Origin of the sequence: Brucepastera parasyntrophica, assembly GCF_022376835.1 — a bacterium.
In the GTDB taxonomy this organism is placed as follows: domain Bacteria; phylum Spirochaetota; class Spirochaetia; order Treponematales; family Treponemataceae; genus Brucepastera; species Brucepastera parasyntrophica.
In genome coordinates, this window is sequence record NZ_CP084606.1 from 2,548,176 (window position 1) to 2,572,213 (window position 24,038).

A 24,038-nucleotide genomic window follows, 5' to 3' on the forward strand; every position below is an offset into this window, starting at 1 on the left:
AATGAAATATTACTGCAAAGACTGTGGAACTATTTATGATGAAGAATGCGTGGAAAAACATTACGGCGAATTTGTGAATCGCTGCCCGAACGAACAATGCTATTTTCAAGGTGGTATGGTTGAACTGTCCGAATACGAAACCCCCGAACAATACAAAGAGCGTACAGGGAAAACATGGGCTGATAATGCAGCGGTATACTGGAGAAAATCAAAAGCAGATACATGGGATTGCGGGACATATTTTAGGGCAAAAATGGACCAGCGCGAGTATCCGCTCGCTGACATCATAATAGCCACTGAAGCGGGTTGTCCGCCTGATGACTGGGGGCTAGGTATATGACCTATATAAAACAAAACGATAAAAGATTCCTTCCCGCCATTCGGAAAGTCGGTTGTTTTTTCCGGTCCGCCTGTCTGGTTGCGGAACTTAAAACAGGGACGGCGCTCCATTACAACACCATAAATGATATGTGGTATTACGCTAAGGGGCTGGGATGGATCGACGGAAACGATGACGTAAAAGACAGTGCGGCAATTATTAACGAAGCCTTGTACAGACTCGGAGACAAAGGGAAATATATTGAGGTTGCGACCAAAAAGAATGGAATAACTACCTGGTACGGATGGGTCCTTAACAGCGATAAATACAGGAGATTTGACGCAGGTATTCAAAAAATAAACTTTATAAGTAAAACTGATCCGGAATTAACGACACATTTCCGTGTTGTTAATGATAACGACGCAGTAATTGAAGATCCGTATAGTCCGCCGGTGATTCCTACAAAGATTTTATACACGGTGGTATATGCGTACATTGAGCAAACCAGATCATAAAACAAGGTTTAACGAGTTACAGGACCAGTACCTGCAGAGCCCCGATAATAATATACTCGGAGAAATGTATAAAATCGTGCTGGAAATGGAAATGGCCTATTTGTTCAAATATGCCCGGGATAAACAAATATATTTACAGGACATAGAGGAAAAGGCACACGATGCGGCAACGGAAGTTATTGATCAATTTCTGAAACATCCAGGGAAACGAATAACCAATATAACCGCCTACGCATACTTAGGGCGCCAGCGCGTTTTATTCAACAAAAAAAATATGCAGCATGAGCGATTTATTAAACGGCTCGCGGAATTTATTCTATGAGGAAATATATATGTAAGGCGCCCGGGTGCCAGCGATTGCTTGAGCAGAAAGGATATTGCACGAATCATTCACACATGAAGCCACCCCCGCGCAAGCCCTTCGAGGGGGCCACGCGTAGCAATACCGCTTTATATAATACGCGGAGATGGCGCGGGCTGCGGGCGGAAGTAATTGCAGAGAATCCTTTTTGCGCCTGGTGTAAAAGAAACGACACGCTGACGGTTGACCATATAGAAAACCCGCGCGGAAATGAAGCTTTATTTTTCAATAAAGATAATCTACAGGTTTTATGCAAGGCTTGTCAGAGAATTAAAACCGCGCAAGAAATTATTGAGCGGAAGAATAAAGACCGGTAGGGGGTAAATAAAAAAATGAACTTGAAAACCGTTAATCACCCCGCGCTGTTTTTTCTGATGTATGTCAAAAAAAACGATTTCCAGAAAGGGGGCGCGTGAGTGGGCCGGCCGCGGAAGCCGACCGCGCAGCTTAAACTTACCGGGACATATCGCGCGGACCGGCACGAAAAAAATATTGACGACAAACTTCCGCAGCTTATCACTTTTGCCAGCAGCGTTACTGTTCCGGAATCACTTACTGACAAATACGTCCGGGCCGCTTTTTCCTCTCATACCGACATGCTGATTTCCTTGCAGATTTTGCATATCTCCGATCTTCCGGAAATTGAAAATATGTATATTATACTGCAGGAACTCCGCCGGGTACGGAAACATATAACCGATATAAAGTCGATTGCGAAAAAAGAAGATTTTGAGCGGTACAATACTTTAAATTACCTTGCAGCAAAACTGACGGCACAATTCAGCAGCCTTGCTGCAAAATATTTTATTTCTCCCCACGCACGGAATAAACTGACGCTTGAGGCTTACGAAATCGCGGCTGCACAAAAACGGACCGGGGAACCGCCGTTGATTGAACGACTGGTGAAAGGGAAAAAATGCTAAATGGGCCACGCGCAGACGGTACGGAAATACTGTAATGATATACTCAAAAAAAGAATTAAATCCTGTATATGGGTACAGCTTGCGATAAAGCGTTATTTTAATGACCTGAAGCGAGTTGCGGACCCTGCTTTCCCGTATATGTTCGATGCGGCGGCCGCCGACGAGATTATCGACTTTGCGGAGTCGCTTGTTATTCCGGATATACAGAAAGAGGACAAACGGCTTCAGTTGCTTCCCTGGATGAAGTTTATTTATTATCAGCTTTACGGATGGCGGCATAAATCGGATCCGGAAAAGCGGCGGTTCCGGCAGGGTTATAATGAGATCGCAAGAAAGAACAGTAAAACAACATCCCTTCTTTTTCCGCCTGTATTGTATGACTTTTTAACAACAGACAGCGCGGAATCCTATTTTGTAACAAAAGATGGCGACCAAAGCGAAAAAGCATACAACGAACTTTTGAATATTATAAAAGAGGACCGGGCTTTAAATGAGGCGGTTAACTCGACCGTTAAGGCGATAACATACAAATATTCACGTATCGCCTTTTTTTCGTCGGAAAGCGGCGGTATTGATTCATATAAAAACAGCATGTCGGTAATAGATGAATTTCACGCATACGATACGGACAAAATAGTAACGGCGTTCAGGTATGGCGGCCGTGCGCGGAAAAACAATCTGGTATTGATAATCACGTCCGCCGGGAACAATATTGCTTCGCCCTGCTACGCGGAAAATAAGAAATGCAAAGAAATTTTAAAAGGCACAATAACAGATGATACCTATTTTGGGATAATATACGCGTATGACGAGGGGGACGACTGGAAAGATCCCGCCAATTTTATAAAGGCGAACCCGTCACTCGGTGAAATCCTTACACCTGAAACCCTTGAAGCCGACCTGAAAGATGCGCTATTAACCCCGTCACACCAGCCGGATTTTAAAAGTAAAACCTGCGGGATATGGACGAATGGAACAGTATCATGGATACCGCTCGAAAAATGGCGAAAGAATTACACAAAGAAAATCGATAGCGCGGAACTGTCCGGGGCTTCATGCTGTGCGGCTTTTGACCTTTCATCTGTAAATGACTTTACTGCAAAAACACTTTATTTTTTATATGGGACAAAATATACTGCGCTGCATACATTTTATATTCCGGAAGAAACCATTTACGAACGATATACAAGCGAGAATATAAATATTTTGGAATGGATTAATGAGGGATATGTAACAGTCATTCCCGGAAGTACGATTGACTATAGCTATATATACGCGGACCTTCTCAATGACGCGAAAACCTATGACATACGCGAAATTGCATACGACCGATGGAAAGCGGGACAGCTTACGGAATTACTTGAAGAAAAACTGCCTCACATAGATTTTATTGATATGGACCAGTCCTTACGGTCTTTATCACAACCGACGAAAGATTTTGAAAAAGCAATCCGTGACGGAAACATAATTGATAATAACCCGGTTATGGAATGGATGATCGGAAACGCTGTTATCCGTCCGGATGCGAACGAAAATTATAAGCCGCTGAAAGAAAACAAAACGTCAAAAAAAGAATCGACGGGGTTATTTCTTCGCTTATGGCATATACCAGGCTGAAGGCGATAGAAGATGATCTGAAAAGACCGCGCCCGACCCTTGAAAAAATTCTTGCTTCATTTTAACAAAACAGGCGAAAAACAGACGCTATATATATAAAGGCGCCGAATGAATCCTTTAAAACATATAGCTAACTTTTTTAAAAGAAATAAAAATGCCCGCCCGATCCCTTTTGATTTTGGGACTTATTCTTCCCTTTCGTTTATTGCGGGGAAGGACGCGACAACCTTTTTTTGTGTTGACCGTATCTGCAGCGCGTTTGCCTGTCTCGGAGGGATGTATACAACAGAGTCACAAAACAGAAAGAATACAATCATTATCTTGAAATCTTACTGAATCAGCCAAACCTTGACGAAACCCGGTTTCTTTTTATGTACACAAGCGCTAGTGATTATCTTTCCAGCGGAAATGTGTACTGGCTTATATCCCGGAACCCTGAAGGTAAAATTGTATCACTGTTCCGGATGAATCCTAAGGCCGTTTATGTCAAACGGAATATCTATAACCAGAAAATATTTTCATTCAACGGCGTTGAATATACCAGCAGGCAAGTTTTACATATTCCGTCCCGGTATGGATACAACGGGTTGACCGGGAAAGGTATTTTTGACGAATGCGCAACGGTTTTTAATACTACCAGCGAAATGGATCAGTATGTAAACAGCTATTTTAATAACTCACTCGGGAAGCGGCCTATTATCGATATTTCAAAAGCCTTCCCGAATGCAACCGACGAGGAACTTGAAGCGATCCGGAAAAAATATGTCAACGAATACGGAGGCATTTCCAACGCGGGCCGGCCGATTGTTAAAACAAACAACATCGCTTTTGACACGCTCGATTCCGGCGTGACCGATAACCGCGCTTCCCAGCTTGCGGAAAATCGAAACTTCCAGGAAAAAGAAATTTCTAAGGTTTTCGGCGTCCCGCTTTCCTTTATCGATGGAGACAACAAATACGGGGATATTGAATCCCTGTACATAATTTTATTGAAAACGCAATCAAACCAATGGCAACCGATTTTGAACAGCGGATTAATTTACTTCTTTCCTATCCGGAACGCGACCGCGTGTATTTTGAATTTGATTATAACGGACTTTTGAAAACGTCCCTATCGGGCCGCGTTGACGCATACGCAAAGCAGATCACAAACGGAATGCTTTTGCTTAACGAAGTGCGCAGAAAGGAAAACCTTCCGCCTATACCCGGCGGGGATGTAACTTTTGTACAATCAAACTTGATGCCCGTAACGCCTGAAAATATTAACGCGTTCATGGCAAGTGCTAAAACAAAAATGGACGAACTGGAAAACCAGGATTCCCCCGGAATAGGAGACGACAAAAAATGAAAGGCAAACAGGTTTTAACATTCCGTAATGTAGATATACGCGCAGAAGAAAAGGAAGGCGAAAACTATATTACCGGGACTATCCCGTATAATTCCCCGTCGGTTGATCTCGGCGGGTTTATCGAACGGATTGCGCCGACCGCATTCAATAAAACAATGGCTGATAATGCCCGCGTTATGGCCTTGTATAACCATGATCCGTCTAAGGTTATGGGAAATACCAGAAGCGGAACATTGACGCTTGAGTCAACCGAAACGGGGCTTGTCTGTATAGCAAAGGTTCCCGACACAACATACGGACGGGATGCCCTGATAACAATCGGACGCGGCGACGTGACTACTATGTCTTTCGCATTTACCCCGATTAAGGTTGACACAAAACCGGGGGAACAAATCTTACGGGAAGTGCAATTACATGAAGTGTCATTCGGCGTTACCTTTCCGGCGTATCCGGAAACAGAAGCACATACATTAAAAAGGGCGGTTATTATGGCAAAACGCAATATTGACCTTTCGGTCCTTGAACCAATTTTAGCAAAGGACAGCGCGGAACTCACTGACGATGAAAAAAGATCGTCGGCGATGCAATTACAACCCTGAAGGATTTTATTGGAGCCGTTGACGCGGAGCCGTCAAGCGACGACGAGGGCGCGGACACTCGCGAGGAAGACACTCTCAAAGAACTTGAGGAAGAACTTCTGCTAGAGGAAGAACTTGAAAAAGAAATACAGGGAGAATAACAGTCTATGAATCTCGAAGAACTCAAAGCGAAGCGGGCCGAAATTATGGCCCGTATGAAAGGGTTAAAAGACGGAATCCAGAAACGAAGCATAACCGCCGCATACGCAAAGGAAGAACTCGAAAGGCTGCGGACTGAACGCACTGTGATCGACCAGCAGATCGCCCTTATTACTACGCCAAGGACAGAGGGCGTGACGTCCTGGCGTGACATTGCTTCCGCCATGATTGAAAAAAGGGCAATAACCTTAAACGGGACCGGATCAATTAACCAGATAAAAGAACTGGTTAAGATAATCAAAAAGAAAACGCCGGTCCTTGATCTGGTCCGGTATTTCTATGGCCCGAACGCGTCAACAAACATTCCGGTATGGAACCCAACCGTAGCAAAGCCCGGGAACTACGCAGAGGGCGCAACGAACATTCCGAAAGATACCAACGCGGTATTGAGCGCGAGTACAATAACCCCTTATGCGTATGTATCGCTGTTGCAGGTATCGGCGGAAACGCTCATGCTCGGGCAGGCAAACCTTGAAGCGGAACTTCCTGAAATTTTCGCGGATGCTTTTGCAGATGCCATGCACGAAGGCCTATTGATCGGCGACGGACTCGGACGGAATATGGCGGGGCTTTTCCCTGCAATTCCCGCAGGAAATCAGATTGCTTGCGGAGCGGCGGGAACGCCGTTGATGGCCGACATCGTAAAACTTGCCCTTACAATCCAGGACAAAAAAGGCGAAGGCGTTATTATTCTAAACCAGAATATTTATACCGGAATTATGGCCGACCCGACAACCGGCGTCGCGGATCTCTACAAAGAAGAACTGATCCGCAGTAAAACCGTGGAAGGGATAAAGGTCATACTGACAAGCGACGCGCCGAACTCAATCACGGCCGGAAGCGTCGTTGCTGTCGCTGGCGATCTTAAATACTATGGCGTCGGCGTGGCAAGTGAAATACTCATTGAGCCGAAAAAGCAGGTAGGCGACACAAACACCTATTTTGAAGCGTCAATGTGGTTTAATGGTAAGGCGATCATAGCTGATAATTTCTTCGGGCTGGTTACGGTCTGATTTTTTTACAGATCCGGGGAGGCTGCCCTTCCCGGACATTTTCAATTAAGGAGAAAAATACATGGCAAAAGAAAAGAAGACCCCGGAAGATACGTTGCCCGAGACTGTTACCCCTGAAGGGACAGCGGCCGGCGCGACAAAGTCCGCGGGGAAAGTAAAAGCCCTTTTCAAAAAAACGTATACCGGAAAAGAAGGCTGCTTTTATTCCGGCCGCACGTATTCTATCGAAAAAACATTTTTCGATAAGCTGAAAAAGAACGGCGAGGCGGAACTTGCTGACTAATCTTTCGCAGCTTCAGGAATACACCGGCGTATATGATGATGAATCGATGCAGCTTGTATACTTACAGGCTGCGGAAGATATAGTTATTAACTACCTGGGCTTTCCCGTGCTGGAAAAAGAATACACAACATATATTGACGGAAACGATGACACACAGGTTTTGTTGCGCGCAAAACCTGTTTCCGTATTATCTCATGTTTATATAAATGGGGCGGAACAGGATCCGGAAAACTTTACTATTGCCGGGGAAATTCTTGCAACACTGACAGAGGCTATTCTTTTTTCAAAAGGATATAAAAATATAAAAGTTATTTATACCGCCGGTTTCAAACAGGAGGAAATTCCGGGGCTTATTATTATGACTGTTTTGCGCATTGCGGCGTTACTGCAAACTGAAAGCGATAACAATATCGGGATCACGTCAAAGACATTCGGCGATTCAGGAAGCAGGACTTTTATTCAGACGCGAAAATATGACGACTATCTGATCCAGATTTCAGATTATAAGGTTCTGTAAATGTTCCAGTTTTATAAAATAACCATTGATGAAGCTCGATTCCAGGAACAACTTAAAAACACCGGGCTTTCAATGAAAAAAATTGCCCGCCGCATGATGGGGCGCGTCGCGGGAACAATAAAAAAAGAAGCAAAAAAGAACGTGACCGGTTTAGTTTTACAGCGCCGGTCCGGAGATTTATCAAAATCGCTTTCATTTAAAACAAAACCGGACTTTACCGCAATAATACGGTCCGGGAGTATATACGCCAGCACGCACGAAATGGGCGAAACAATAACCGCAAAGAACGGGAACTATCTGACATTCAAAATAAATGAAACATGGGTAAAAGTTCAATCTGTAATAATTCCGAAACAAGAATTTCTGTGGCCGGTTATTGAGTTTATTTTTTCAACAGGGAAGGCTAACGCCCTCATGGATGAAGTGTTACAGGATGCACTTAAAAAACTGTTTGCCGACCGCTCGGCGCCGGAGGCAAAAGCATGATCGATTTTCTAAATAAAGAATCGTCCGTTGTGGAATATGTAAAAACACACCTTCCGGAGTTTTTACCGGCAGGACTTTCCCCGCCGGATGACTATGTAAACGATTTTATTGACTTTGATAAATATAAAAAAAATGTGGTTGTCTGGTTTAACTTCGTTAATTATCTGTATGAAACGCTGACAAATGAATCGAACGAGGAGACAGGGAATTTAAAAATATATATATCAGTGCGGAATGACAGCAAAGAAAATCTACGCACAAAATTATTACAATATGCCTCTGCCTTATACAATATGTTTGAGGCGTCAGGGACATCATTCGGCGGCCTGACTGACGACGGGGAAATTGAAAACATCCAATTTTACCAATATGTCGAAGGACAGCATTCTTTGAAAATAGTTGAATTTGAAATCACGCTAACGACAGAAATTTAACGCTATATATAGAGAGGTGTAAAACTATGGTAACCGGTAACAGCTTAATAGTCCAAGTCGCAAACGAAACACAGTATGCGGTCCCCGTAAGCGCAATGACCCGACAGATTAAAGTCGCGTCGGAATCCCTGAAGCCAATATATAATAAAATTGACGAGGGGCTTTTAACCGGCGGAAAGGCCACGGGAAAAGTTGAAACAATGTCCGTAAAGGCGGAAGGATCTATTTCAACGATTGCCCGGCCGGATGATCTCGGGTTCTGGCTTTTGCATTTGCTCGGAGTTGAGGAAGATGTCGTTGACGTCGGCGACGAGGACGGGACCGCAAAGAAGCATACCTTTCACGCAATAGGGACACAGGAAACAGATCACTTGCCGTCCTTTACCGCAATGCTGAACCGAATTATTGAAAAATTTGCATATACCGGCTGCAAGGCAAACACTATTTCCTTTAGCGCGGTCCAGGAAGATTATTTAAAAATTGATATTACTATTGTCGGTAAAGATGAAATTGAATGGACCGTATCGACAACGCTTGTCCCGTCAAGTCTTCGGGCATTTAAATTCCGGCATGGCAAAGTATACCTGAACGGCGCGGAGATTGCAGACGTTACCAGTATAAAATTTGATTATAACAATAATCTTGATACAACGGTTCAAACGACATCGACCGGCCTTTATTTTAAGGAACCGGAATGCGGCGCCCGTGACATTACCACGGAACTCGAAGTGCTGTATGCGTCTCCGGCGGAAGCAACCCGGAAAAACTATTATAAAACGGATGATGTTTTTGCGCTGGTACTCGCATTTACCTCTGACGAGGTTGTCGAAGATGGCGTTCCGTACAGCCTCACTATCACTATCCCCCACAACCAGATGTCAGACGCGACGGCGAATGTTTCAGGGAGCGAAACGCTCAAGCAGACAATGAACATGAAAGCAGTAGAGGACGGGGGGACGAACTCATAACAATTGAACTGGTAAACGCATACCCTAACAAATATTAAAGGAGTCTTTTTTTATATGGAACTTGACAAGGTAAGTGAACACTACATTTTTAAAACACGCATTGAACTTGAAGGGTCCGAAGGGGACACAGGGGATTTTATTGTATTGCGCGAATTATCAGTAAAAGAAATGTGCGGCATACAAAAATTTGAGGAAGGCGAAAGCCAGGATACGACCGGGCTTTTCGAATTTCTTGAAGAGATACTTCCCTCTTGTATTGTCGATTCATCATTTACAAAAAACGGCGAAAAGGCGACCGCCCCGGAGGTATACGGAGCTATAAAGGATTCTGGGTCATTGCTTATTAAAATTCTTGAAACGTGGGTGCAGTCTCTCCCTTTAGCACAACGCGGCAAGAACAATGGGAAATCAGACAAGTAGCAAATCTTTTGTTTTACGGCAGCAATCCGTATGAGCAGGAAGAAACAAAAAATCTGTATATCAAATGGAAACCGTTCTTTGATGTGTTCTTGATTATCCGCGATGCACGATATGGGAATTTCCTGCATTTACCGTTTAACTGTTCGGCCTTCGATCAGCCGGTAAAAACAATGGACGTTATGCGGTATATGCAAAGTCTATTTCTTGAAAAGCTGAAAAAGGAACAGCGTTTTTAATGGCAACAGTAACTTATAAAATATCAGGCAAAAACGATTCAAAAGGCATTAAAGACGCTCAAAAAGATTTAAAAAGTTTTGGAAAATCGGTACAGTCGATTAATAATATTTTAGCCGGGTTTACCGCCGCAAAAATATTCAGCGCATTATTTACGCAAATAAAAAAACTTTCGGCTGAATCCCTGCAATTATTCAGCACATCGGAAAAATCATTAACAAAGCTCAACGCTTCAATTCAGAAAAACGCAAATCTGACAGACGGCGCACTGAAGCGTATTGTAAAATATTCTAATCAAATACAGGGCGTTTTCGGCGGGGAGGCAATACAGGACCAGGCCGCTTTTTTATCAGGCTTACAGTTAAGCGAAGAAAAAATAAAAGAGGTATTACTTGCAGCGACAAATTTATCAAGCGCCGGTTTCGGGTCCCTTGAATCAAACATAAAAAATCTTATAAAGTCCCTGCAGGGCCAATCATCCGAAATTACAAAACTGATCCCAGGGCTTGATAAACTCACAAAAGAACAAATGCGGAATGGCGCCGTCGTTTCTGAAATAAACAAGATATACGAAGGATATGCGGATAATCTCGCAAATAATACTTTTGAAGGGAAGCTGCAAAAATTTAATAATCAACTCGACGACATAAAAAAGAAACTCGGGGAAGTGTTCGCAAACATAAAAGTTGAGACAATAGAAAAAATACAGCCCTACCTTGAAAATATTAATGCGTGGCTGGACGAAAATCTTGATCTTGTAACCGGTTTTTTTGTGAACCTGCCGACCATTGCAAAAAAAGCATTCGAGTTGATCGGCTCGGTTATGAAAACCATTTTTTCAATTGATTTCTGGAAAACATACGGGCAGAACGTCGGGAATATTTTAATTGCAGCGTTTAAAGTTTCTTTTGAAACGATTGCGCAGCTAATAAAGGCAATAGGTTCCGCGATATGGGAACCGCTTTCCGTGGGGTTAAAAAATGTTGCGTGGGGAATAGAAACGACCTGGCTGAAAGTAGTAAACGCGATACAAAACGCATTTGTATCGGTCCTTAATTTTCTTTTGATAAAGTAAACGCCGTTATCGGTTTAATAAATAAAGTAAGCGGGTTTTTCGGCGGGGACCAGTTAGTCAAGGAAATTGAGTTAAAGGAAAAAATTGAACTATCACTTCCGGAGCGGCCGGAGGATAAGATTGATTTTAATAAAATAATAAGTGAATTCAAAAAAGTAGGAAGTGTTTCAAAAAATGCCTTTAACGAGTATATCGAGGCAATAAAAGAAAACGGGGCGGTCCTGTCCGGGGCGTTTAGTGAAGATTTTGCGAAATTCTCGGCAAGCGTTTCTAAAACTATCCGCTCATACACGCCAAAAGTGACACTAAATCAGGAAGGCGACACACAGAAAACAGCAGACACCGGCGCGCTGTCCATTCTAGATACAATAAAAGAAAATTTCCTTGAGGCAATAAAAAGTCTGGGACAAATAGGCCAATTAGTAAATACGTCTTTTTCTGGTGCAAGTATTATCTCGACAGTATTTTCAGAGATTGCCCGTAGTTTTATGAGTATAGAGAATTTCGGGAAAGTGTTTAATTTTCTGGGGACTATTTTTGATCGCGTTGCAACGATATTGACACCGCTAGTGAATCAGCTTTTCGCGCCTTTTGTAATTTTACTTGAAACTGTCGGCGATATTATCGGTAGTGTGCTTTCCCCCGTTTTGGTATATTTAATCGAATTACTGACCCCTATAATTAATGTCGTTTTGAATATTATAAACGTATTCAAGCCGTTCCTTGATATGCTCATGCACTTGGTTTCTATCTTCTCCATTTTGGGTCCTGCTATAACAATTGTGACATTTGCGCTTAATACCTTGGCGGACGGAATTACCTTTATTTATAATAAAATTTTGATGCCTCTTTTGAATTTTGTCCTGCGTATCTTAACCAGTGTCGGAAATTTCATAGTCGACATATATAACAGCGTGGTCAATGTCCTGAAAAAAATAAATATTTTTGGATACCGGCCGTTTAAGGACCTAAAGACAGTTGGAAAAACTGATTATGACGACGTTAAGCTGCAGGAAATAGAAAGCGCAACACAAAACGAGTATGCACTTGGAGACGTTTCCGTTGATAACGGGACTGACTATACCGCAAAATCGGCAAATTACACGGCGGCAAAAGACGTTATTATTAATATTTATTATGAAAATTCTTTTGTAAATGGCGATGCGCGGGCGATAGCCTTAGCAATCCGCGACGAGATCCGCGCAGCCGATGCCCTGGGGTATTAATGATGAAAGCAGTATTTTATTTTCCGAATGGCTACACAGAAGAAAAGGAATTTATCACAGACAAATTCCAGTATACGGAGGTGTATTATAATGAACTCGCGCCGGCCGATAATTCGGCTCGGCTGCGCATTCCTTTTGATATTGATTTTTCAAACAAACTAAAAATATACGCGAATGACGACGTAAAAGTTGAAATAAAAAATGATGATGACAGTAATTATTTTACCGGGTATCTTCGGAAAAACTTCTCGTTTGAAAAGACACAGCGAAACCAGCCGATTTCCGTTGAACTGGTCAGCCCTTCATTTTTAGTAAGAAAAGAACTGACCAGCAGTATTTTTTTATTAAACAAAACGGTAACGGAAATTATAACGCTGCTTTTGACAACTATCGGATTTACCGATATTGCAGAACTTGATATAACGGACATAGTAACTGTTTTTACTGCGCAAGACGGGGACGATATAAGCGAAATAATAACACAGCTTCTTTATGAACACGGGTACACATTCGATTTTGATAATAACGGCGCGTTTATAACCTATACCATTTTTGACCAGCCGCCCGAAACGATCACGCAGGTTTTTGACGGGGAAACGAATTTAAAAAAAGTATCCCAGACCTGCACGGAAGAAAAATTTACAAACATACAAGGAAGCTGGGGTAAGATTGAATACAAAGAAAATATTTTACTATTCAGGGATACCCAGGGCGCGGATGCAGCACACCAGGCGCAAATCCCGGTTGAACCGCGATCCTATATATTCGGGACGGAATATAATTACCTTGAATATGATTCTACCTTCGGAGATGTCAAATACGTTACCAGTATAACCGATGAAATTATATACGATAACGTCATGAGAAAATCCCTTGAGAATGAGGGGACTCGCGCAAAGCTGTCTATATATAACATGACCGACATTGTCCGGTATGTTACCAAAATGGAAATATACGGAAATGCGTATGTCCAGACCGCGACAAATAAAAGTGTCGTACAGACCGGTAATAAATTATATGAATTTGACATTTTATATTTGAACGATAAAGCAAAAATAAATCTGCTTATACAGAATATTGCAAATTATTATAAATATGCGGATTTTTCTTTTTCTCTACAGAGCAAGACAAATTTCCCGCTTGGAAGTTTTGTTACGGTTTCAGAATATGGCATGGGAGAAATTACCGGCCGCATAATTTCAAAAACGTATCAACTTAATAAACCGATTAATTATGTAATTGAGGCCGTGGCCGAATTTGTTCCGGCAGATGTTCCGGAAACAGAAACGACAGTTGACTGGAACGATTCTGGCGAGAAAGGACCGACCGGCGACACCGGGGATTATTTTGAAGTTATCTATACGCGGGCAGACACCAGACCGGACCGGCCGACTGGCGACACTCCGACCGGCTGGTCAAATGATTTATCGACATTATCAGGGACAGAAATTGTCTGGCAATCTACCGGACGGAAAAACGCAGCAGGGACCCTGCAGGGGAATGGACTGACCCGGCGCAATATACGGACGTAACCGCGTTTAATTTGCCGAAAAAACCAACGGTGCAATATTCTTTTGACAGCGTTCCGGAGATTCCGGATGATGAAGCGGGTGTAACTTACAAAAGCAATTTTTTATCTGGAGTTGACGGCTGGGCGGCTGACGGAGCGACTATATCAGTCGATAACGGAAAATTAAAAACGATCACGACAAGCACTGACCCGAAATTACTCCGGTATAATCTGGGAGATGCAATAAAAGGACAAAGCCTTATTTTTAAACTATCAGGGATTACCTGCTTGAATTAGTTGCGCTTTTTTATACAGATGGCAGTTATGATAATCTGACTTCCTCAATAAAAAATTTAGGCGGCGGACGCTTTTTTGTTAAACTTACATCAGATGCAACGAGAACGGTACGGAATATAAGAATAGACCCGGCTATAACCGCAGGAGTCACCTGTTATCTCGATTGGCTATACATCGGAGATGGCTTATACGAAACCCCGGTTATTGATGAATCCGGGAATGGTAATCATTCTGACAACTTTCGGGCCATACCAATAGCAGCAGATTCCGGAAATGGACTATATTTCAATGGTATAAATGCGTATTTAAGAGCGCGAAAACTTTTTACTATGCCCCGGCAGTTTTGGTTTCATGCGGAATACCAGGAAGATGGAGTGGCGACCGGGTTGCAGGAAATATTTATTGCAGGGCAGATGTATGCAACAGGCATAGAAAATAATTATTTAATGATACGGAGAAGTATAAACAATATTCTTGCCGTGGTTTTAAACACCAACGCAGCCGGTACCGCTTTTTCCTATTTTTATATCAATGACTTTTTCACTGGGAATAAAATTGCAATAGACATTCTCATTGATTGGGATAACGCAGTAATAAAAGTTTACCGCGATGCAGAATTAATATATACAAATACCAGCGCGGGAATTGTATATCCTTCGCTTGCAAATAGCTATTTAATTGGCGTTCGCCTGTTTGCGTCTCCTACATATTTGAAGGGGACGCTGGACAATGCGTACATTTTTTCCTACCTGGGAACTGATTTACAGATAGAAGCATTATACCGGGCGGAAGAAATCCCGAAAAATTATAATGAATATAACTGGCAGCTTGACGCCGAGAATGAACTAAACGCGATAGCCATAAGAACGCCGAAATATTTATTTACCGGTTACGCAACAGCAAACGATTCCCCCATTGTTACGGTTATAACAGACGGAGTAATTACACAGGCGACCGCAAATATAAATGATTATTATTTATGCAGCGCGACGACCGGAGCGGGCCATACAATAGGGACTTTATATGAATGGACCGGCAGCGCGTGGGAAGAAACGAGAGATACAAACAAGGTTATGGCCTCCGCAGTTGATGCGCTGGCATTGGCTCATAATAACCCGGACACGGAAATTCAGGTTGCAAATGTTTATCTCGGGCAATATTATGTTTTTCAAAAATCTGTTGCGTCGGCCATTCGCGCGGTTCCGAAGGCTGGCGACCTGTTAATTTCTATGGGATTAAACCCCCGGGATCCGTACGATCTGAATTACCAGTTTTTAATAATGGAGCTTGCAACAAAAACCGCCGCGATTGAATCCTGGATAACGCACTTTAAAACCGAACGCATACAGGACGCCTTCAATGTGATTGCTTCCGGGGCTATGTATGCGTCGCGGGGTTTTTACGCGGGCAACGTGTATAAATGGGAAGAGCTCCTGTCAAACCCGGGAAGCGACCCGGCAGAACCGATTACCGGATTAAACCCGTATTCATATATTGAAACGGGCAGTATGCTTATTATTTTTAATACCGGAACCACCGCCCAGGCCCATTTTACAAACGACGGGGTATATTTTAATCCGCTAACCAGAAACGGAAGCGCGTTGACGGTTTTTGATATAGCCTATGGAAACGGAATTATTGTTATCGCCCTTCCTTCAGGGGGAACGCTTAGAATCAGCCAGGATGAAGGCGGTACCTGGTCCGAAGTTTTAGGGCTTCCTGCTTCGGTTTTTATTGATAAGGTTACTCATGCGGCCGGCCGCTTTATCTGCTTGCCGACAGCAACGTCAGGGTCAAACCTTGTCGGCTATGCAGACGAAAATAATGTTTTATCCTGGAGCCAGGACGGAGACAACGGCGGCGCTTCCGCTGCAAAGTTTTTATGCGGCGGAAATAGCATTTTCCTTGCGTTCGCGACTAATGGCCGTATATGGATATGTACAGACGGAAAGAATTTTACCTATCTTAAAACGATTGATAAAGTTATTTTTTCAGTCAATTTTTATGATGGCAAATTTCTTATTGCGTGCGGGGGTGATGGCTGTTTTTATACCACAAACGGAAGCGACCTTGTGGACGTGACCCCGCAAGCGGGACTTACCTACAGATTTTTTTCCGGAAATGATGGCGTCTATTGTGCCACGACAAGCAATTCCGCTACAGTAAGCGGGATAGTATTTACAACGGATATTCTGGCAAAAAATCAATGGGAATATGCGTTTGATCTTTTGGATTTCAACCGGAATGTTGTCGGAAATACAATGGATCGAGATATTTACTGCGTGGCTCGGTCCCGGTTATTCAAAAAGACAATAGCCTTTCTTTCCGGTCAGCCGACTGTCGGGTATGATTATATTATCTACGAAGCAAAATACCAGGACATTTCCAATTATTCCGGGGAATGGCTAAAATTTGATATGACGATAGAAGGCGAAACAACAAACCCGACGAAAGGAACTGTTTCTGAAGATAATGCCAGGAAAAAACTTGTCGGAAAAGAATTGTCTCTTGCCTATAATTACAAACAGACCGGCGCCGGTTCTGCAGGAAGCGGGGACTATCTTCTAAAGCTGCCGGATGGCTTAAAAATTGATATACGAATATGTCCGATAAATTCGCTGGTGGGCGTAGGCTTGTTATCTACAACCTCAAACGAAATAGGCGCAAATACCCGTATCGCGCATGTCCGAGTATATACGAACCAATATTTAAAAATAACCTATAATATAGGGGATTCATCTTCCGGCGCAATGTACAACTGGGGGAGCGGCCGGTATCAGCTCTCGACCGCGAATATTACCATGCGGATGCAGGCGACTTTGACCGTTATATAAAAAACTGACTTTTCAAAGAATATACGAGTTTAACGGCTGTGGTTGTAAAGGTGGAACAGTAACATCGAGAATGGGCAGAAAAGCCCCTTTTTTTTATTCTAGTGTTGTTTCGCCAATTTTCAGCCGTAATAACTCCCACGCGGCATAAGGTATTTTTCGTGATTCTTGTATATTCGGGCTCATTAGCCAGCGGCGAACAGTAACCGGGCTTACCTTTAGCAGTTCTGCTATTTTTTCACCGGTTAATTCATATTTTGCCTTGAGGTGGCGCACGCTGAACCAGTTCGGGGAATTAATAAGTGCGGCCCTGAAAACCTCCCCGCATTCGTTCATAAGATGGGCCGCAGATACAGCGGGGTCTACCGCTGACAGGATTTCTTCATTTGTCATTTCCGGAACTGACGTTAGTTTTCCTTCTAGGCTGTCTTCGTCATCAACAGAAAATTGCACAATCATCCCGTTCCGGATATTTTTGCATATCATTTTTTCTGTATCCGCTTGCCAGAAATTCGCAGATACTGTGTCATTTTCCATTGTTCATTTCCCCTATAAGTTGTTTTTCAAGTTCCCGTGCTCTGCGGCGCAGCTTTTGTCTTTTGTCTCCTGTTACTGTATCGGCCCTGGTGTAATAGTCGGCGATTTTAGCAAATTGTTCCGGTCGGTTTTCGGCGGCCCATTTTGCCATTTTTTCCAGATTGTTTTCTTTCTCCTGATATTCAGCTTCTACCTTCCGCGCCTGCGCTTCTCTTATACCTGCCAGCCGTTCGGACTCTTTTTTATTTTCTTCTATCACTCTCACAACATGGGCAGGAAGCGGCCTGTTAAAATGGGCCGCCAACGCGTTTAAAAACGTGACGTATGTTTGTGCCGTTCCGGCATTTCCCATGCGTTCAGCTTTCGTACAAATATCAAAATTATGCAAGCCGTGAAGATTATCATAGGAAGGCGGGAGGTCATGACCGGAAATGCGAATTTTTATATTGTCTTTTTCTTCAAAACAGATTTCAATATATTCGGAATCAGACATCCCGGAAAATGACCTGCGCACATCGAAATTCCAGCTTTTAAGTGTCTTTTCCAGATAATCAGTAATTCTTCCCGTATCTTTCAATTCGTTCATTTCTCGGTACCTCTTGATTATAGTATAGTACCAATGGTACTATATGTCAAGAAGAAAGTTATCAAAAAGGGCGATTTATTGCTTTTTTTGAAAAAACCTCTTGACATATCTTGATAAAAGGTATATCCTTAAATCAAGATTAAGGGAAAGGAGGTGATGCAAATGTGAAACGTAAAAAAAAGAGCGGCAAAAAGCCGACAGCTACAGAATGGATAACTGCAATATCCGGTCTGATAGCGGCTTTAGCCACTCTTATTGGCCTACTTAAAAAGTAGGGTGCTTGGGTGAGGGAAACCTCACCCTTTAAAAATACTATATTTTTTGGAGGAAATCAAGATGAAAATTACGAAGGAAGGGCTGAAGACGATAGCCTTAATCTTTTTTATACTTTCCACTCTCTTTTTGGCACTGGACAAGATACTATGAGCGATACACCTTGGGGCGGCACCCGCCGGGGAGCGGGCCGCCCGACATTAAAAGAAGAAGAAAAGGCGCGGCCCAGGGCTATAAAGTTTTACGATCACGAATGGGAGTTGATTAAGAAGAAGGCAGAAGAAAGCGGGCAGGGGCTGCGCGAATATATCATGGGGCTGGTGAATAAGGGCTGACACAGGTAAACAAAAGCGCGGGAACCTTGCTGAATTGTTAATAAAAAATATCGACAGATTAGCAATATTTTGATTAATAAGTAAACGACAATCTGCGGCATCTGCCCGACGCTATATCCAAAGTCTATCAATTACCGCAAACACTTCTTTGTCAGTAGGTTCCCAATTTTCCGGGGGATGTTCGCCCGCGTCAGCTAAATATTCATGCTTACAAAGTTCCATTACATAAAAATCTTTCCGGCCCTTTTCAATGAGGGCTTTTTGTGCCGGGCTGAAAGAAGTATCCATATCATATCTCCTGTTAATAATACTATGAGAAAAAGCCCTGAAGCAACGCTTCCCGGGCTTTTTAGGCATTTCTGCCAAAGGACAATATATTTTATACCTGGTTATTCCGGGGCGTCAATCTTTTTTTCTTCGGCCGGCCCCGCGGCATATCTTTTGCAATTATCGGTATCACTTCTCTTTTATAGACCGGAACCCGGCCAAAACGTCCAACCTCTTTTATGTCTCTCCTGCGTATACGCATACGCACGACATCGGGATCCATATCAACCACCGCGGCAATCATTTGAACGGTCACGACGTCTTTTAGATTTATTTCTTCCATTCTTTTATTATCGGTAAAAATTAATAAATAAAAACGATGGTTAAGTGAACGATTTTATTTGACAAAATCGTTCACTTGTATTACGATTTATTATACAGAGAATACGACATATTCCAGACTGATTATCTAGTTTCGGCAGAAGTCCGTCTGTCAAGAGAAGGGTTTTAATGGGGGCCGCTTGGATCTCACAGAATCGCTTGAACAATCCCTAGCCGGGAAAAATACACAAGGGCTTTTAAGTCTTGCCCTTTCAGTATGGGCGTATGTTTCCGGCGGATTTACATATCTTTTCCCCGTCCTTGTGATTTTAATGCTTATTGATTATGTCACGGGTATTATCGCCGCTATAATTAATGAACGGCCATTTTCCGTTGATATTGCAATTAAAGGCTTAATCCGGAAAGTTTTATATTTGTTTTGTGTGGTTTTTGCGCAGCTTATGGACGCGGTTGTTTTGGCGCTTAATCATACCGGCATTTTGAATATTGATAATTTTCGGTATTTTGGCTTACTTGTTAGCGTCTATCTTATCGGAACCGAGGGGCTTAGTATAATGCGGAATTTTGCTGATTGTGAAATGCCCATGCCGAAACCATTCCTAAAGTTTTTTAAGTATATCAGCAAAACAGACAAGGGAGAAAAGGCAGAAGATGAAAAAAAAGGCGAGGGAAAAGAAGCATGAGCGAAAAAAGGGCGCTGATTATTATTTTTTTATCGGGCTTGTTTTTATCCTGTTTGCTGGGTGTAGTACATACGGAGGAACAGTACCGGATCTCGGAAACGCAGCTGCAGAGTATCGAGAGCTTGGCCGAGAAATTGGAAGCGGAGCGGCAGACCTGGCAATCACAGGCGAACGTATTGAAGCAGGAAGCGCAAACCTTGAACGCGCAATTGCGGACGGAGCGGGAACTATACAACAAATTACAGACATCCTTCGACGAATACGAGATCAAAAACTTGACCCTACTAACGGAGAGGGAAACGGCGATTTCTGAATTAAAAGACGAAAACGCGAAAGAAAAAATCAAAACAACGAACACCGAAAAGCAACGAAATACGGCTATCTTTATAGCTATACTTGGCGTATTTCTCGCAGGGCTATTCATTTTCTTGTGGATAAGAAAGTAAGCCTATAGAAACATCGTGCAAGAATCGTGCAATAATTATTTGATTTGCTGTTTTTATTGGTATTTTTGGCCTATAGAAAACAGTGTTAAATCTTTATAATATATAGAAATACTTGTATTATAAAGAATTAGAAAAAGGGGTTCTTGCTGCCTCCTAAGCAGCAGGTCGGACGTTCGAATCGTCTACGGGTCAATTTCAAGTCCTTACATTGTAAGGACTTAATTTTTAAAGCATTCCTTCCGATAATAAAAATGTCCCGACTGGACAAAAACTGGACAAGAATTATTTGAACAGCCTATCCGGCCCGGCTTTTTCCGGTTTATTCGGGGAAAAAGCCGCAATTGCTTTTCAGCGGAATTCCGCCAGAAGTTCGGCAGGACCTTCTTCCCTGTTATTTACAAACCTCAGGGTCACAATCCCAGCGGGGCGCTCCCAGACAGTGGTATACAGGCTTTCAAGAAAACCCAGGTCTTCATCAGCAAAACGGACAATATCCTGCCTGCTGTCCGGCAGCCCGTATCTATCGGAAAGTTTGTTCTGCATATCCGTATAAGCGTTTATCATCCTGTTTGCAAAGGGCTGTTCCAGAATTCCTTTGTATATTTCATACCGCCTGCTGGTCAGGCTGTCTCCTGAAAATTCCGCGAAAAGGGAGACGATATACCCTTCAAATCCGATATTATAGTACACAAATGTTTTTTCAGAACCGTCATGAAAATCTTCCGATGGAATTCCCCATTTTTCAATATAGCCGTCCACAGTACTTCCGGCGGGCATGCTTCCCCATAAATCATCGGAGGGAACAATTTCTTCCTGAGTTCTGTTTTTCTTTTCCGCATTTTTGCATCCGGAAAAACAGCATAATAGACAGAATATCATAAAAATATATATGACTGTTTTTTTCATGTACCTCATACCTCTTAAATCAGATTGCTGTTTCAGTGTAACATCGGTCCCGGGTTTCGTAAAGTTATCAAAATCAAATACCATTTTTCTTTTTAAAAGCCCCGGTATGCGCATGACTGCTTTAAAACTTGACATGTATGAATCGTGCTATTATTATTACTAACAGTATTAGTATTTTATACTGCTAGAGAAAGTGAAAGAATATGGAATACTCACAGTTTATTTCGCTTATGCGTTTCAACCTCTCCGGAATTTATAATTCCGATTCCGCAGCCATATTTATTGAATTTACCAGAGGCGAGCTGAAAATTCTTGACTATATTTCCATGAGCCGCCGGGACTATGTCCTTCCCGGTGAGCTGAGTTCGGCCCTTAAACTTTCAAGCGCCAGGATTGCTGCGGCCCTTAACAGTCTTGAAAAAAAGAAATACATATCACGGACAATGGCTCCCGGAGACCGGCGTAAAATTCTTGTTGCGCTGACTGACGAGGGAAATACATATATAAAGGAAAAACGAAGAAAACTGAAGGCTGCCCTGAGTTCGCTGGCAAAAAAGCTTGGAAAAAAGGATTCGGAAGAACTGGTCCGCATTCTGAGCCGAATAAATGATATTCCGGAGCATACCGGAAAAAGAAAAGCAGAACCAGGCTCGTATTCAGATATATCCGGAGGGATGCTATGAACAGACAGGATTTTTATGCAGGAAAAGTATTTGACGCATACCGTTTTTTTGGGGCGCATCCGGCTGAGGAAGGCGGTATAGTTTTCAGAACATACGCTCCCAACGCTGCGGGAGTTGCCGTTATCGGCGATTTCAGCGGCTGGTCGGATATTCCGATGGAGCAGGAATATCAAACCGGTATTTATTCATGCCGGGTCGCCCAGGCGGAAATCGGCATGAAGTATAAAATCAGGGTGTATAAACGAGACGGCAGTTTTATCGATCACAGTGATCCTTATGGCTTCGGAATGGAGCTCAGGCCAGCTCACTCTTCGATTATAACCGATTTATCGGGTTATGACTTTCATGATTCCGAATGGATGGACAAAAGGGAAAATCATTATGACAAACCCCTTAATATTTATGAAGTTCATCTTGGTTCCTGGCGGACGAATACTTCCGATAAAAACGGATGGTATACATACAGCGGCGTCGCCGATTCACTGATAGAATATGTCAAGGAAAATAATTTCAACTATATAGAGTTTATGCCGCTCAGTGAGCATCCCGCGGACGAATCCTGGGGATACCAGAATACCGGTTTTTTCAGTCCGACTTCGCGGTATGGTTCGGCCCGGGATTTGATGGAGCTTGTAGATAAATGTCACCAGGCTGGTATAGGTGTTATCATGGATTTTGTTCCTGTCCATTTTGCGCTGGATGATTACGGGCTTGCGAATTTTGACGGTACCGCGCTGTATGAATATCCGCATAATGATGTGGGAAAAAGCGAGTGGGGCAGTCACAACTTTATTCATTCGCGGGGAGACGTAAGGAGCTTTCTGCAGTCAGCCGCGAACTACTGGCTAACGGAATATCATTTTGACGGTATCCGGGTCGATGCTGTCAGCCGGATGATTTACTGGCAGGGCGACCCCTCCCGGGGTGTTAATTTGATTACCGTTGATTTTATCAGGAAAATGAATGAGGAACTCCACAGCAGGCACCGGGGCGCAATTCTGATTGCTGAGGACTCAACCAGCTATCCGAAAATTACGGAACCTGCTGCCCGGGGCGGGCTTGACTTTGATTATAAATGGGACCTCGGCTGGATGAACGATACGCTGGCTTATTTCAGCAAGGTCCCTGAGGAAAGGGCGGAGTTGTACAATAAGCTCACTTTTTCCATGATGTATTTTTACAACGAGCGTTATCTTCTTCCGTTTTCACATGATGAGGTTGTTCACGGGAAAGGTACTATAGTAAATAAAATGAATGGGGAGTATGAAGATAAGTTTAAACAGGCCCGGGCCTTATATGCCTACATGATTACCCATCCCGGCAAAAAACTTAATTTTATGGGGAATGAAATCGGGCAGCTCCGCGAATGGGATGAAAAGAGGGAGCAGGACTGGAATCTTTTAAAATATCCCATTCATGATTCCTTTCATAAATTCCTTATTTCCCTGAATCAATTATATTTAACCAATGACGCTTTTTATGAAGGCGACTATGATCCGTCCCATTTCAAATGGGCGGACTGCAATTATGAGGGAACCTGTGTTTATGTTTTCCAGCGAACCGGAAAAGAAAAAAGATTATGGCTGCCTTTAATTTTTCCAAGGATGACCTGAACGGATTTGCTGTCAAGCTGACCGAACCTTTTACCGTAAAGCCGCTTCTGCACAGTAACTGGGAAATGTTCAGCGGCAATATTCCCCGCGATGAGGCGTCATTCAAAACAGATGAGAAAAATACAGTGCATCTTGATTTGCCCGGTTATTCAGGAATCATTTTTGAACTTGCAAATTGATTCAGTCAGATTCT

Annotated in this window: 29 protein-coding genes and 1 pseudogene; 25 read left to right on the plus strand and 5 right to left on the minus strand. The window is 42.9% G+C overall.

All coding sequences use genetic code 11. The features are described 5' to 3' along the window. The first annotated feature begins 1 nt into the window (after position 1). The 19 genes and pseudogenes from K7I13_RS12195 to K7I13_RS12280 all read left to right on the plus strand — a co-directional run bounded on the left by K7I13_RS12195 (position 2) and on the right by K7I13_RS12280 (position 17,177). Positions 2-340: a hypothetical protein gene (locus K7I13_RS12195; protein WP_255946059.1), complete on the plus strand. Its 339-nt coding sequence runs from the start codon at positions 2-4 to the stop codon at positions 338-340. Next, on the plus strand, positions 337-834 hold the full coding sequence (locus K7I13_RS12200; RefSeq protein WP_255946061.1) for a DUF261 domain-containing protein: 498 nt from the start codon (positions 337-339) through the stop codon (positions 832-834). Before K7I13_RS12195 ends, K7I13_RS12200 begins: the two co-directional genes overlap by 4 nt. A 396-nt stretch (positions 835-1,230) precedes the next feature. Beyond that, entirely contained in the window at positions 1,231-1,512 is a 282-nt protein-coding gene (locus K7I13_RS15730; RefSeq protein WP_369413757.1) for an HNH endonuclease, read from the plus strand. A gap of 99 nt (positions 1,513-1,611) precedes the next feature. Continuing rightward, complete coding sequence (locus K7I13_RS12205; protein ID WP_255946063.1) at positions 1,612-2,118, plus strand: hypothetical protein; 507 nt, start codon at positions 1,612-1,614, stop codon at positions 2,116-2,118. Further along, positions 2,119-3,735: a terminase large subunit gene (locus K7I13_RS12210; RefSeq protein WP_255946065.1), complete on the plus strand. Its 1,617-nt coding sequence runs from the start codon at positions 2,119-2,121 to the stop codon at positions 3,733-3,735. It begins immediately after the preceding gene. Between the two features lie 332 nt (positions 3,736-4,067). After that, positions 4,068-5,083, plus strand: a pseudogene (locus K7I13_RS12215) (phage portal protein). Beyond that, entirely contained in the window at positions 5,080-5,682 is a 603-nt protein-coding gene (locus K7I13_RS12220; protein ID WP_255946067.1) for an HK97 family phage prohead protease, read from the plus strand. Before K7I13_RS12215 ends, K7I13_RS12220 begins: the two are co-directional and overlap by 4 nt. A 146-nt stretch (positions 5,683-5,828) precedes the next feature. Beyond that, the gene (locus K7I13_RS12225) at positions 5,829-6,893 is read left to right on the plus strand and encodes a phage major capsid protein (protein WP_255946069.1); all 1,065 of its coding nucleotides are present in this window, start codon (positions 5,829-5,831) and stop codon (positions 6,891-6,893) included. Positions 6,894-6,954: 61 nt separating this feature from the next. After that, the gene (locus tag K7I13_RS12230; protein ID WP_255946071.1) at positions 6,955-7,176 is read left to right on the plus strand and encodes a hypothetical protein; all 222 of its coding nucleotides are present in this window, start codon (positions 6,955-6,957) and stop codon (positions 7,174-7,176) included. Continuing rightward, the gene (locus K7I13_RS12235) at positions 7,166-7,693 is read left to right on the plus strand and encodes a head-tail connector protein (protein ID WP_255946073.1); all 528 of its coding nucleotides are present in this window, start codon (positions 7,166-7,168) and stop codon (positions 7,691-7,693) included. Before K7I13_RS12230 ends, K7I13_RS12235 begins: the two co-directional genes overlap by 11 nt. Beyond that, positions 7,694-8,179: a helix-turn-helix domain-containing protein gene (locus K7I13_RS12240; protein ID WP_255946075.1), complete on the plus strand. Its 486-nt coding sequence runs from the start codon at positions 7,694-7,696 to the stop codon at positions 8,177-8,179. After that, complete coding sequence (locus K7I13_RS12245) at positions 8,176-8,613, plus strand: hypothetical protein (protein WP_255946077.1); 438 nt, start codon at positions 8,176-8,178, stop codon at positions 8,611-8,613. Before K7I13_RS12240 ends, K7I13_RS12245 begins: the two co-directional genes overlap by 4 nt. Positions 8,614-8,639: 26 nt before the next feature. Then, positions 8,640-9,581: a phage tail tube protein gene (locus K7I13_RS12250; RefSeq protein WP_255946079.1), complete on the plus strand. Its 942-nt coding sequence runs from the start codon at positions 8,640-8,642 to the stop codon at positions 9,579-9,581. Between the two features lie 54 nt (positions 9,582-9,635). Next, positions 9,636-10,001: a transposase gene (locus K7I13_RS12255; protein WP_255946081.1), complete on the plus strand. Its 366-nt coding sequence runs from the start codon at positions 9,636-9,638 to the stop codon at positions 9,999-10,001. A 235-nt stretch (positions 10,002-10,236) separates the two neighbouring features. Beyond that, the gene (locus K7I13_RS12260; RefSeq protein WP_255946083.1) at positions 10,237-11,310 is read left to right on the plus strand and encodes a phage tail tape measure protein; all 1,074 of its coding nucleotides are present in this window, start codon (positions 10,237-10,239) and stop codon (positions 11,308-11,310) included. A 299-nt stretch (positions 11,311-11,609) separates the two neighbouring features. Then, positions 11,610-12,536, plus strand: coding sequence for a phage tail family protein (locus K7I13_RS12265; RefSeq protein WP_255946085.1), 927 nt, complete (start codon positions 11,610-11,612; stop codon positions 12,534-12,536). Beyond that, positions 12,536-14,068 (plus strand): hypothetical protein, encoded by a 1,533-nt coding sequence (locus K7I13_RS12270; protein ID WP_255946087.1) that lies wholly within the window; start codon positions 12,536-12,538, stop codon positions 14,066-14,068. Before K7I13_RS12265 ends, K7I13_RS12270 begins: the two co-directional genes overlap by 1 nt. An 11-nt stretch (positions 14,069-14,079) precedes the next feature. Further along, positions 14,080-14,343 (plus strand): hypothetical protein, encoded by a 264-nt coding sequence (locus K7I13_RS12275; protein WP_255946089.1) that lies wholly within the window; start codon positions 14,080-14,082, stop codon positions 14,341-14,343. Positions 14,344-14,717: 374 nt separating this feature from the next. Next, a complete protein-coding gene (locus tag K7I13_RS12280; protein ID WP_255946091.1) occupies positions 14,718-17,177 on the plus strand; it encodes a beta propeller repeat protein in 2,460 nt (819 codons plus the stop codon). Positions 17,178-17,270: 93 nt separating this feature from the next. Here the strand turns inward: K7I13_RS12280 and K7I13_RS12285 are convergent, their stop codons facing one another. Both K7I13_RS12285 and K7I13_RS12290 read right to left on the minus strand, forming a co-directional pair. Then, on the minus strand, positions 17,271-17,711 hold the full coding sequence (locus tag K7I13_RS12285; protein ID WP_255946093.1) for a helix-turn-helix domain-containing protein: 441 nt from the start codon (positions 17,709-17,711) through the stop codon (positions 17,271-17,273). Next, complete coding sequence (locus tag K7I13_RS12290) at positions 17,701-18,297, minus strand: hypothetical protein (RefSeq protein ID WP_255946095.1); 597 nt, start codon at positions 18,295-18,297, stop codon at positions 17,701-17,703. The genes K7I13_RS12285 and K7I13_RS12290 overlap by 11 nt, the downstream gene beginning before the upstream one ends. A 284-nt stretch (positions 18,298-18,581) precedes the next feature. On the opposite strand from K7I13_RS12290, the gene K7I13_RS12295 reads away from it, so the two are divergent. Next, positions 18,582-18,905 carry a hypothetical protein gene (locus K7I13_RS12295; RefSeq protein WP_255946097.1) on the plus strand — a complete coding sequence of 108 codons (324 nt, stop codon included), beginning with the start codon at positions 18,582-18,584 and terminating at the stop codon, positions 18,903-18,905. A gap of 111 nt (positions 18,906-19,016) precedes the next feature. On the opposite strand, the gene K7I13_RS12300 is transcribed toward K7I13_RS12295, so the two are convergent. Beyond that, the gene (locus tag K7I13_RS12300; RefSeq protein ID WP_255946099.1) at positions 19,017-19,193 is read right to left on the minus strand and encodes a hypothetical protein; all 177 of its coding nucleotides are present in this window, start codon (positions 19,191-19,193) and stop codon (positions 19,017-19,019) included. 91 nt (positions 19,194-19,284) lie between these two features. Continuing rightward, positions 19,285-19,515, minus strand: a complete 231-nt coding sequence (locus K7I13_RS12305) for a hypothetical protein (protein WP_255946101.1) — start codon at positions 19,513-19,515, stop codon at positions 19,285-19,287. 178 nt (positions 19,516-19,693) lie between these two features. On the opposite strand from K7I13_RS12305, the gene K7I13_RS12310 reads away from it, so the two are divergent. After that, complete coding sequence (locus K7I13_RS12310) at positions 19,694-20,197, plus strand: phage holin family protein (protein ID WP_255946103.1); 504 nt, start codon at positions 19,694-19,696, stop codon at positions 20,195-20,197. Continuing rightward, on the plus strand, positions 20,194-20,643 hold the full coding sequence (locus K7I13_RS12315; protein WP_255946105.1) for a hypothetical protein: 450 nt from the start codon (positions 20,194-20,196) through the stop codon (positions 20,641-20,643). The genes K7I13_RS12310 and K7I13_RS12315 overlap by 4 nt, the downstream gene beginning before the upstream one ends. Positions 20,644-20,991: 348 nt before the next feature. Here K7I13_RS12315 and K7I13_RS12320 read toward each other — a convergent pair whose 3' ends face one another. Next, the gene (locus K7I13_RS12320; RefSeq protein ID WP_255946107.1) at positions 20,992-21,684 is read right to left on the minus strand and encodes a hypothetical protein; all 693 of its coding nucleotides are present in this window, start codon (positions 21,682-21,684) and stop codon (positions 20,992-20,994) included. 68 nt (positions 21,685-21,752) lie between these two features. Between K7I13_RS12320 and K7I13_RS12325 the strand changes: the two genes are divergently transcribed. The 3 genes from K7I13_RS12325 to K7I13_RS12335 are packed head-to-tail and all read left to right on the plus strand — an operon-like array spanning position 21,753 to position 24,024. Then, positions 21,753-22,232 (plus strand): MarR family winged helix-turn-helix transcriptional regulator, encoded by a 480-nt coding sequence (locus K7I13_RS12325; protein ID WP_255946109.1) that lies wholly within the window; start codon positions 21,753-21,755, stop codon positions 22,230-22,232. Then, on the plus strand, positions 22,229-23,845 hold the full coding sequence (gene glgB, locus K7I13_RS12330; RefSeq protein WP_255946111.1) for a 1,4-alpha-glucan branching protein GlgB: 1,617 nt from the start codon (positions 22,229-22,231) through the stop codon (positions 23,843-23,845). Before K7I13_RS12325 ends, glgB begins: the two co-directional genes overlap by 4 nt. Continuing rightward, positions 23,812-24,024, plus strand: coding sequence for a hypothetical protein (locus K7I13_RS12335; protein WP_255946113.1), 213 nt, complete (start codon positions 23,812-23,814; stop codon positions 24,022-24,024). The genes glgB and K7I13_RS12335 overlap by 34 nt, the downstream gene beginning before the upstream one ends. Positions 24,025-24,038 lie beyond the last annotated feature (14 nt).

Coding starts and splice junctions, on each gene's coding strand:
- K7I13_RS12195 (WP_255946059.1), top strand. CDS start 2: ATGAAATATTACTGCAAAGACTGTGGAACTATTTATGATGAAGAATGC.
- K7I13_RS12200 (WP_255946061.1), top strand. CDS start 337: ATGACCTATATAAAACAAAACGATAAAAGATTCCTTCCCGCCATTCGG.
- K7I13_RS15730 (WP_369413757.1), top strand. CDS start 1,231: ATGAAGCCACCCCCGCGCAAGCCCTTCGAGGGGGCCACGCGTAGCAAT.
- K7I13_RS12210 (WP_255946065.1), top strand. CDS start 2,119: ATGGGCCACGCGCAGACGGTACGGAAATACTGTAATGATATACTCAAA.
- K7I13_RS12220 (WP_255946067.1), top strand. CDS start 5,080: ATGAAAGGCAAACAGGTTTTAACATTCCGTAATGTAGATATACGCGCA.
- K7I13_RS12225 (WP_255946069.1), top strand. CDS start 5,829: ATGAATCTCGAAGAACTCAAAGCGAAGCGGGCCGAAATTATGGCCCGT.
- K7I13_RS12230 (WP_255946071.1), top strand. CDS start 6,955: ATGGCAAAAGAAAAGAAGACCCCGGAAGATACGTTGCCCGAGACTGTT.
- K7I13_RS12240 (WP_255946075.1), top strand. CDS start 7,694: ATGTTCCAGTTTTATAAAATAACCATTGATGAAGCTCGATTCCAGGAA.
- K7I13_RS12245 (WP_255946077.1), top strand. CDS start 8,176: ATGATCGATTTTCTAAATAAAGAATCGTCCGTTGTGGAATATGTAAAA.
- K7I13_RS12250 (WP_255946079.1), top strand. CDS start 8,640: ATGGTAACCGGTAACAGCTTAATAGTCCAAGTCGCAAACGAAACACAG.
- K7I13_RS12255 (WP_255946081.1), top strand. CDS start 9,636: ATGGAACTTGACAAGGTAAGTGAACACTACATTTTTAAAACACGCATT.
- K7I13_RS12260 (WP_255946083.1), top strand. CDS start 10,237: ATGGCAACAGTAACTTATAAAATATCAGGCAAAAACGATTCAAAAGGC.
- K7I13_RS12270 (WP_255946087.1), top strand. CDS start 12,536: ATGATGAAAGCAGTATTTTATTTTCCGAATGGCTACACAGAAGAAAAG.
- K7I13_RS12285 (WP_255946093.1), bottom strand. CDS start 17,711: ATGGAAAATGACACAGTATCTGCGAATTTCTGGCAAGCGGATACAGAA.
- K7I13_RS12290 (WP_255946095.1), bottom strand. CDS start 18,297: ATGAACGAATTGAAAGATACGGGAAGAATTACTGATTATCTGGAAAAG.
- K7I13_RS12300 (WP_255946099.1), bottom strand. CDS start 19,193: ATGGATACTTCTTTCAGCCCGGCACAAAAAGCCCTCATTGAAAAGGGC.
- K7I13_RS12305 (WP_255946101.1), bottom strand. CDS start 19,515: ATGGAAGAAATAAATCTAAAAGACGTCGTGACCGTTCAAATGATTGCC.
- K7I13_RS12315 (WP_255946105.1), top strand. CDS start 20,194: ATGAGCGAAAAAAGGGCGCTGATTATTATTTTTTTATCGGGCTTGTTT.
- K7I13_RS12320 (WP_255946107.1), bottom strand. CDS start 21,684: ATGTCAAGTTTTAAAGCAGTCATGCGCATACCGGGGCTTTTAAAAAGA.
- K7I13_RS12325 (WP_255946109.1), top strand. CDS start 21,753: ATGGAATACTCACAGTTTATTTCGCTTATGCGTTTCAACCTCTCCGGA.
- glgB (WP_255946111.1), top strand. CDS start 22,229: ATGAACAGACAGGATTTTTATGCAGGAAAAGTATTTGACGCATACCGT.
- K7I13_RS12335 (WP_255946113.1), top strand. CDS start 23,812: ATGGCTGCCTTTAATTTTTCCAAGGATGACCTGAACGGATTTGCTGTC.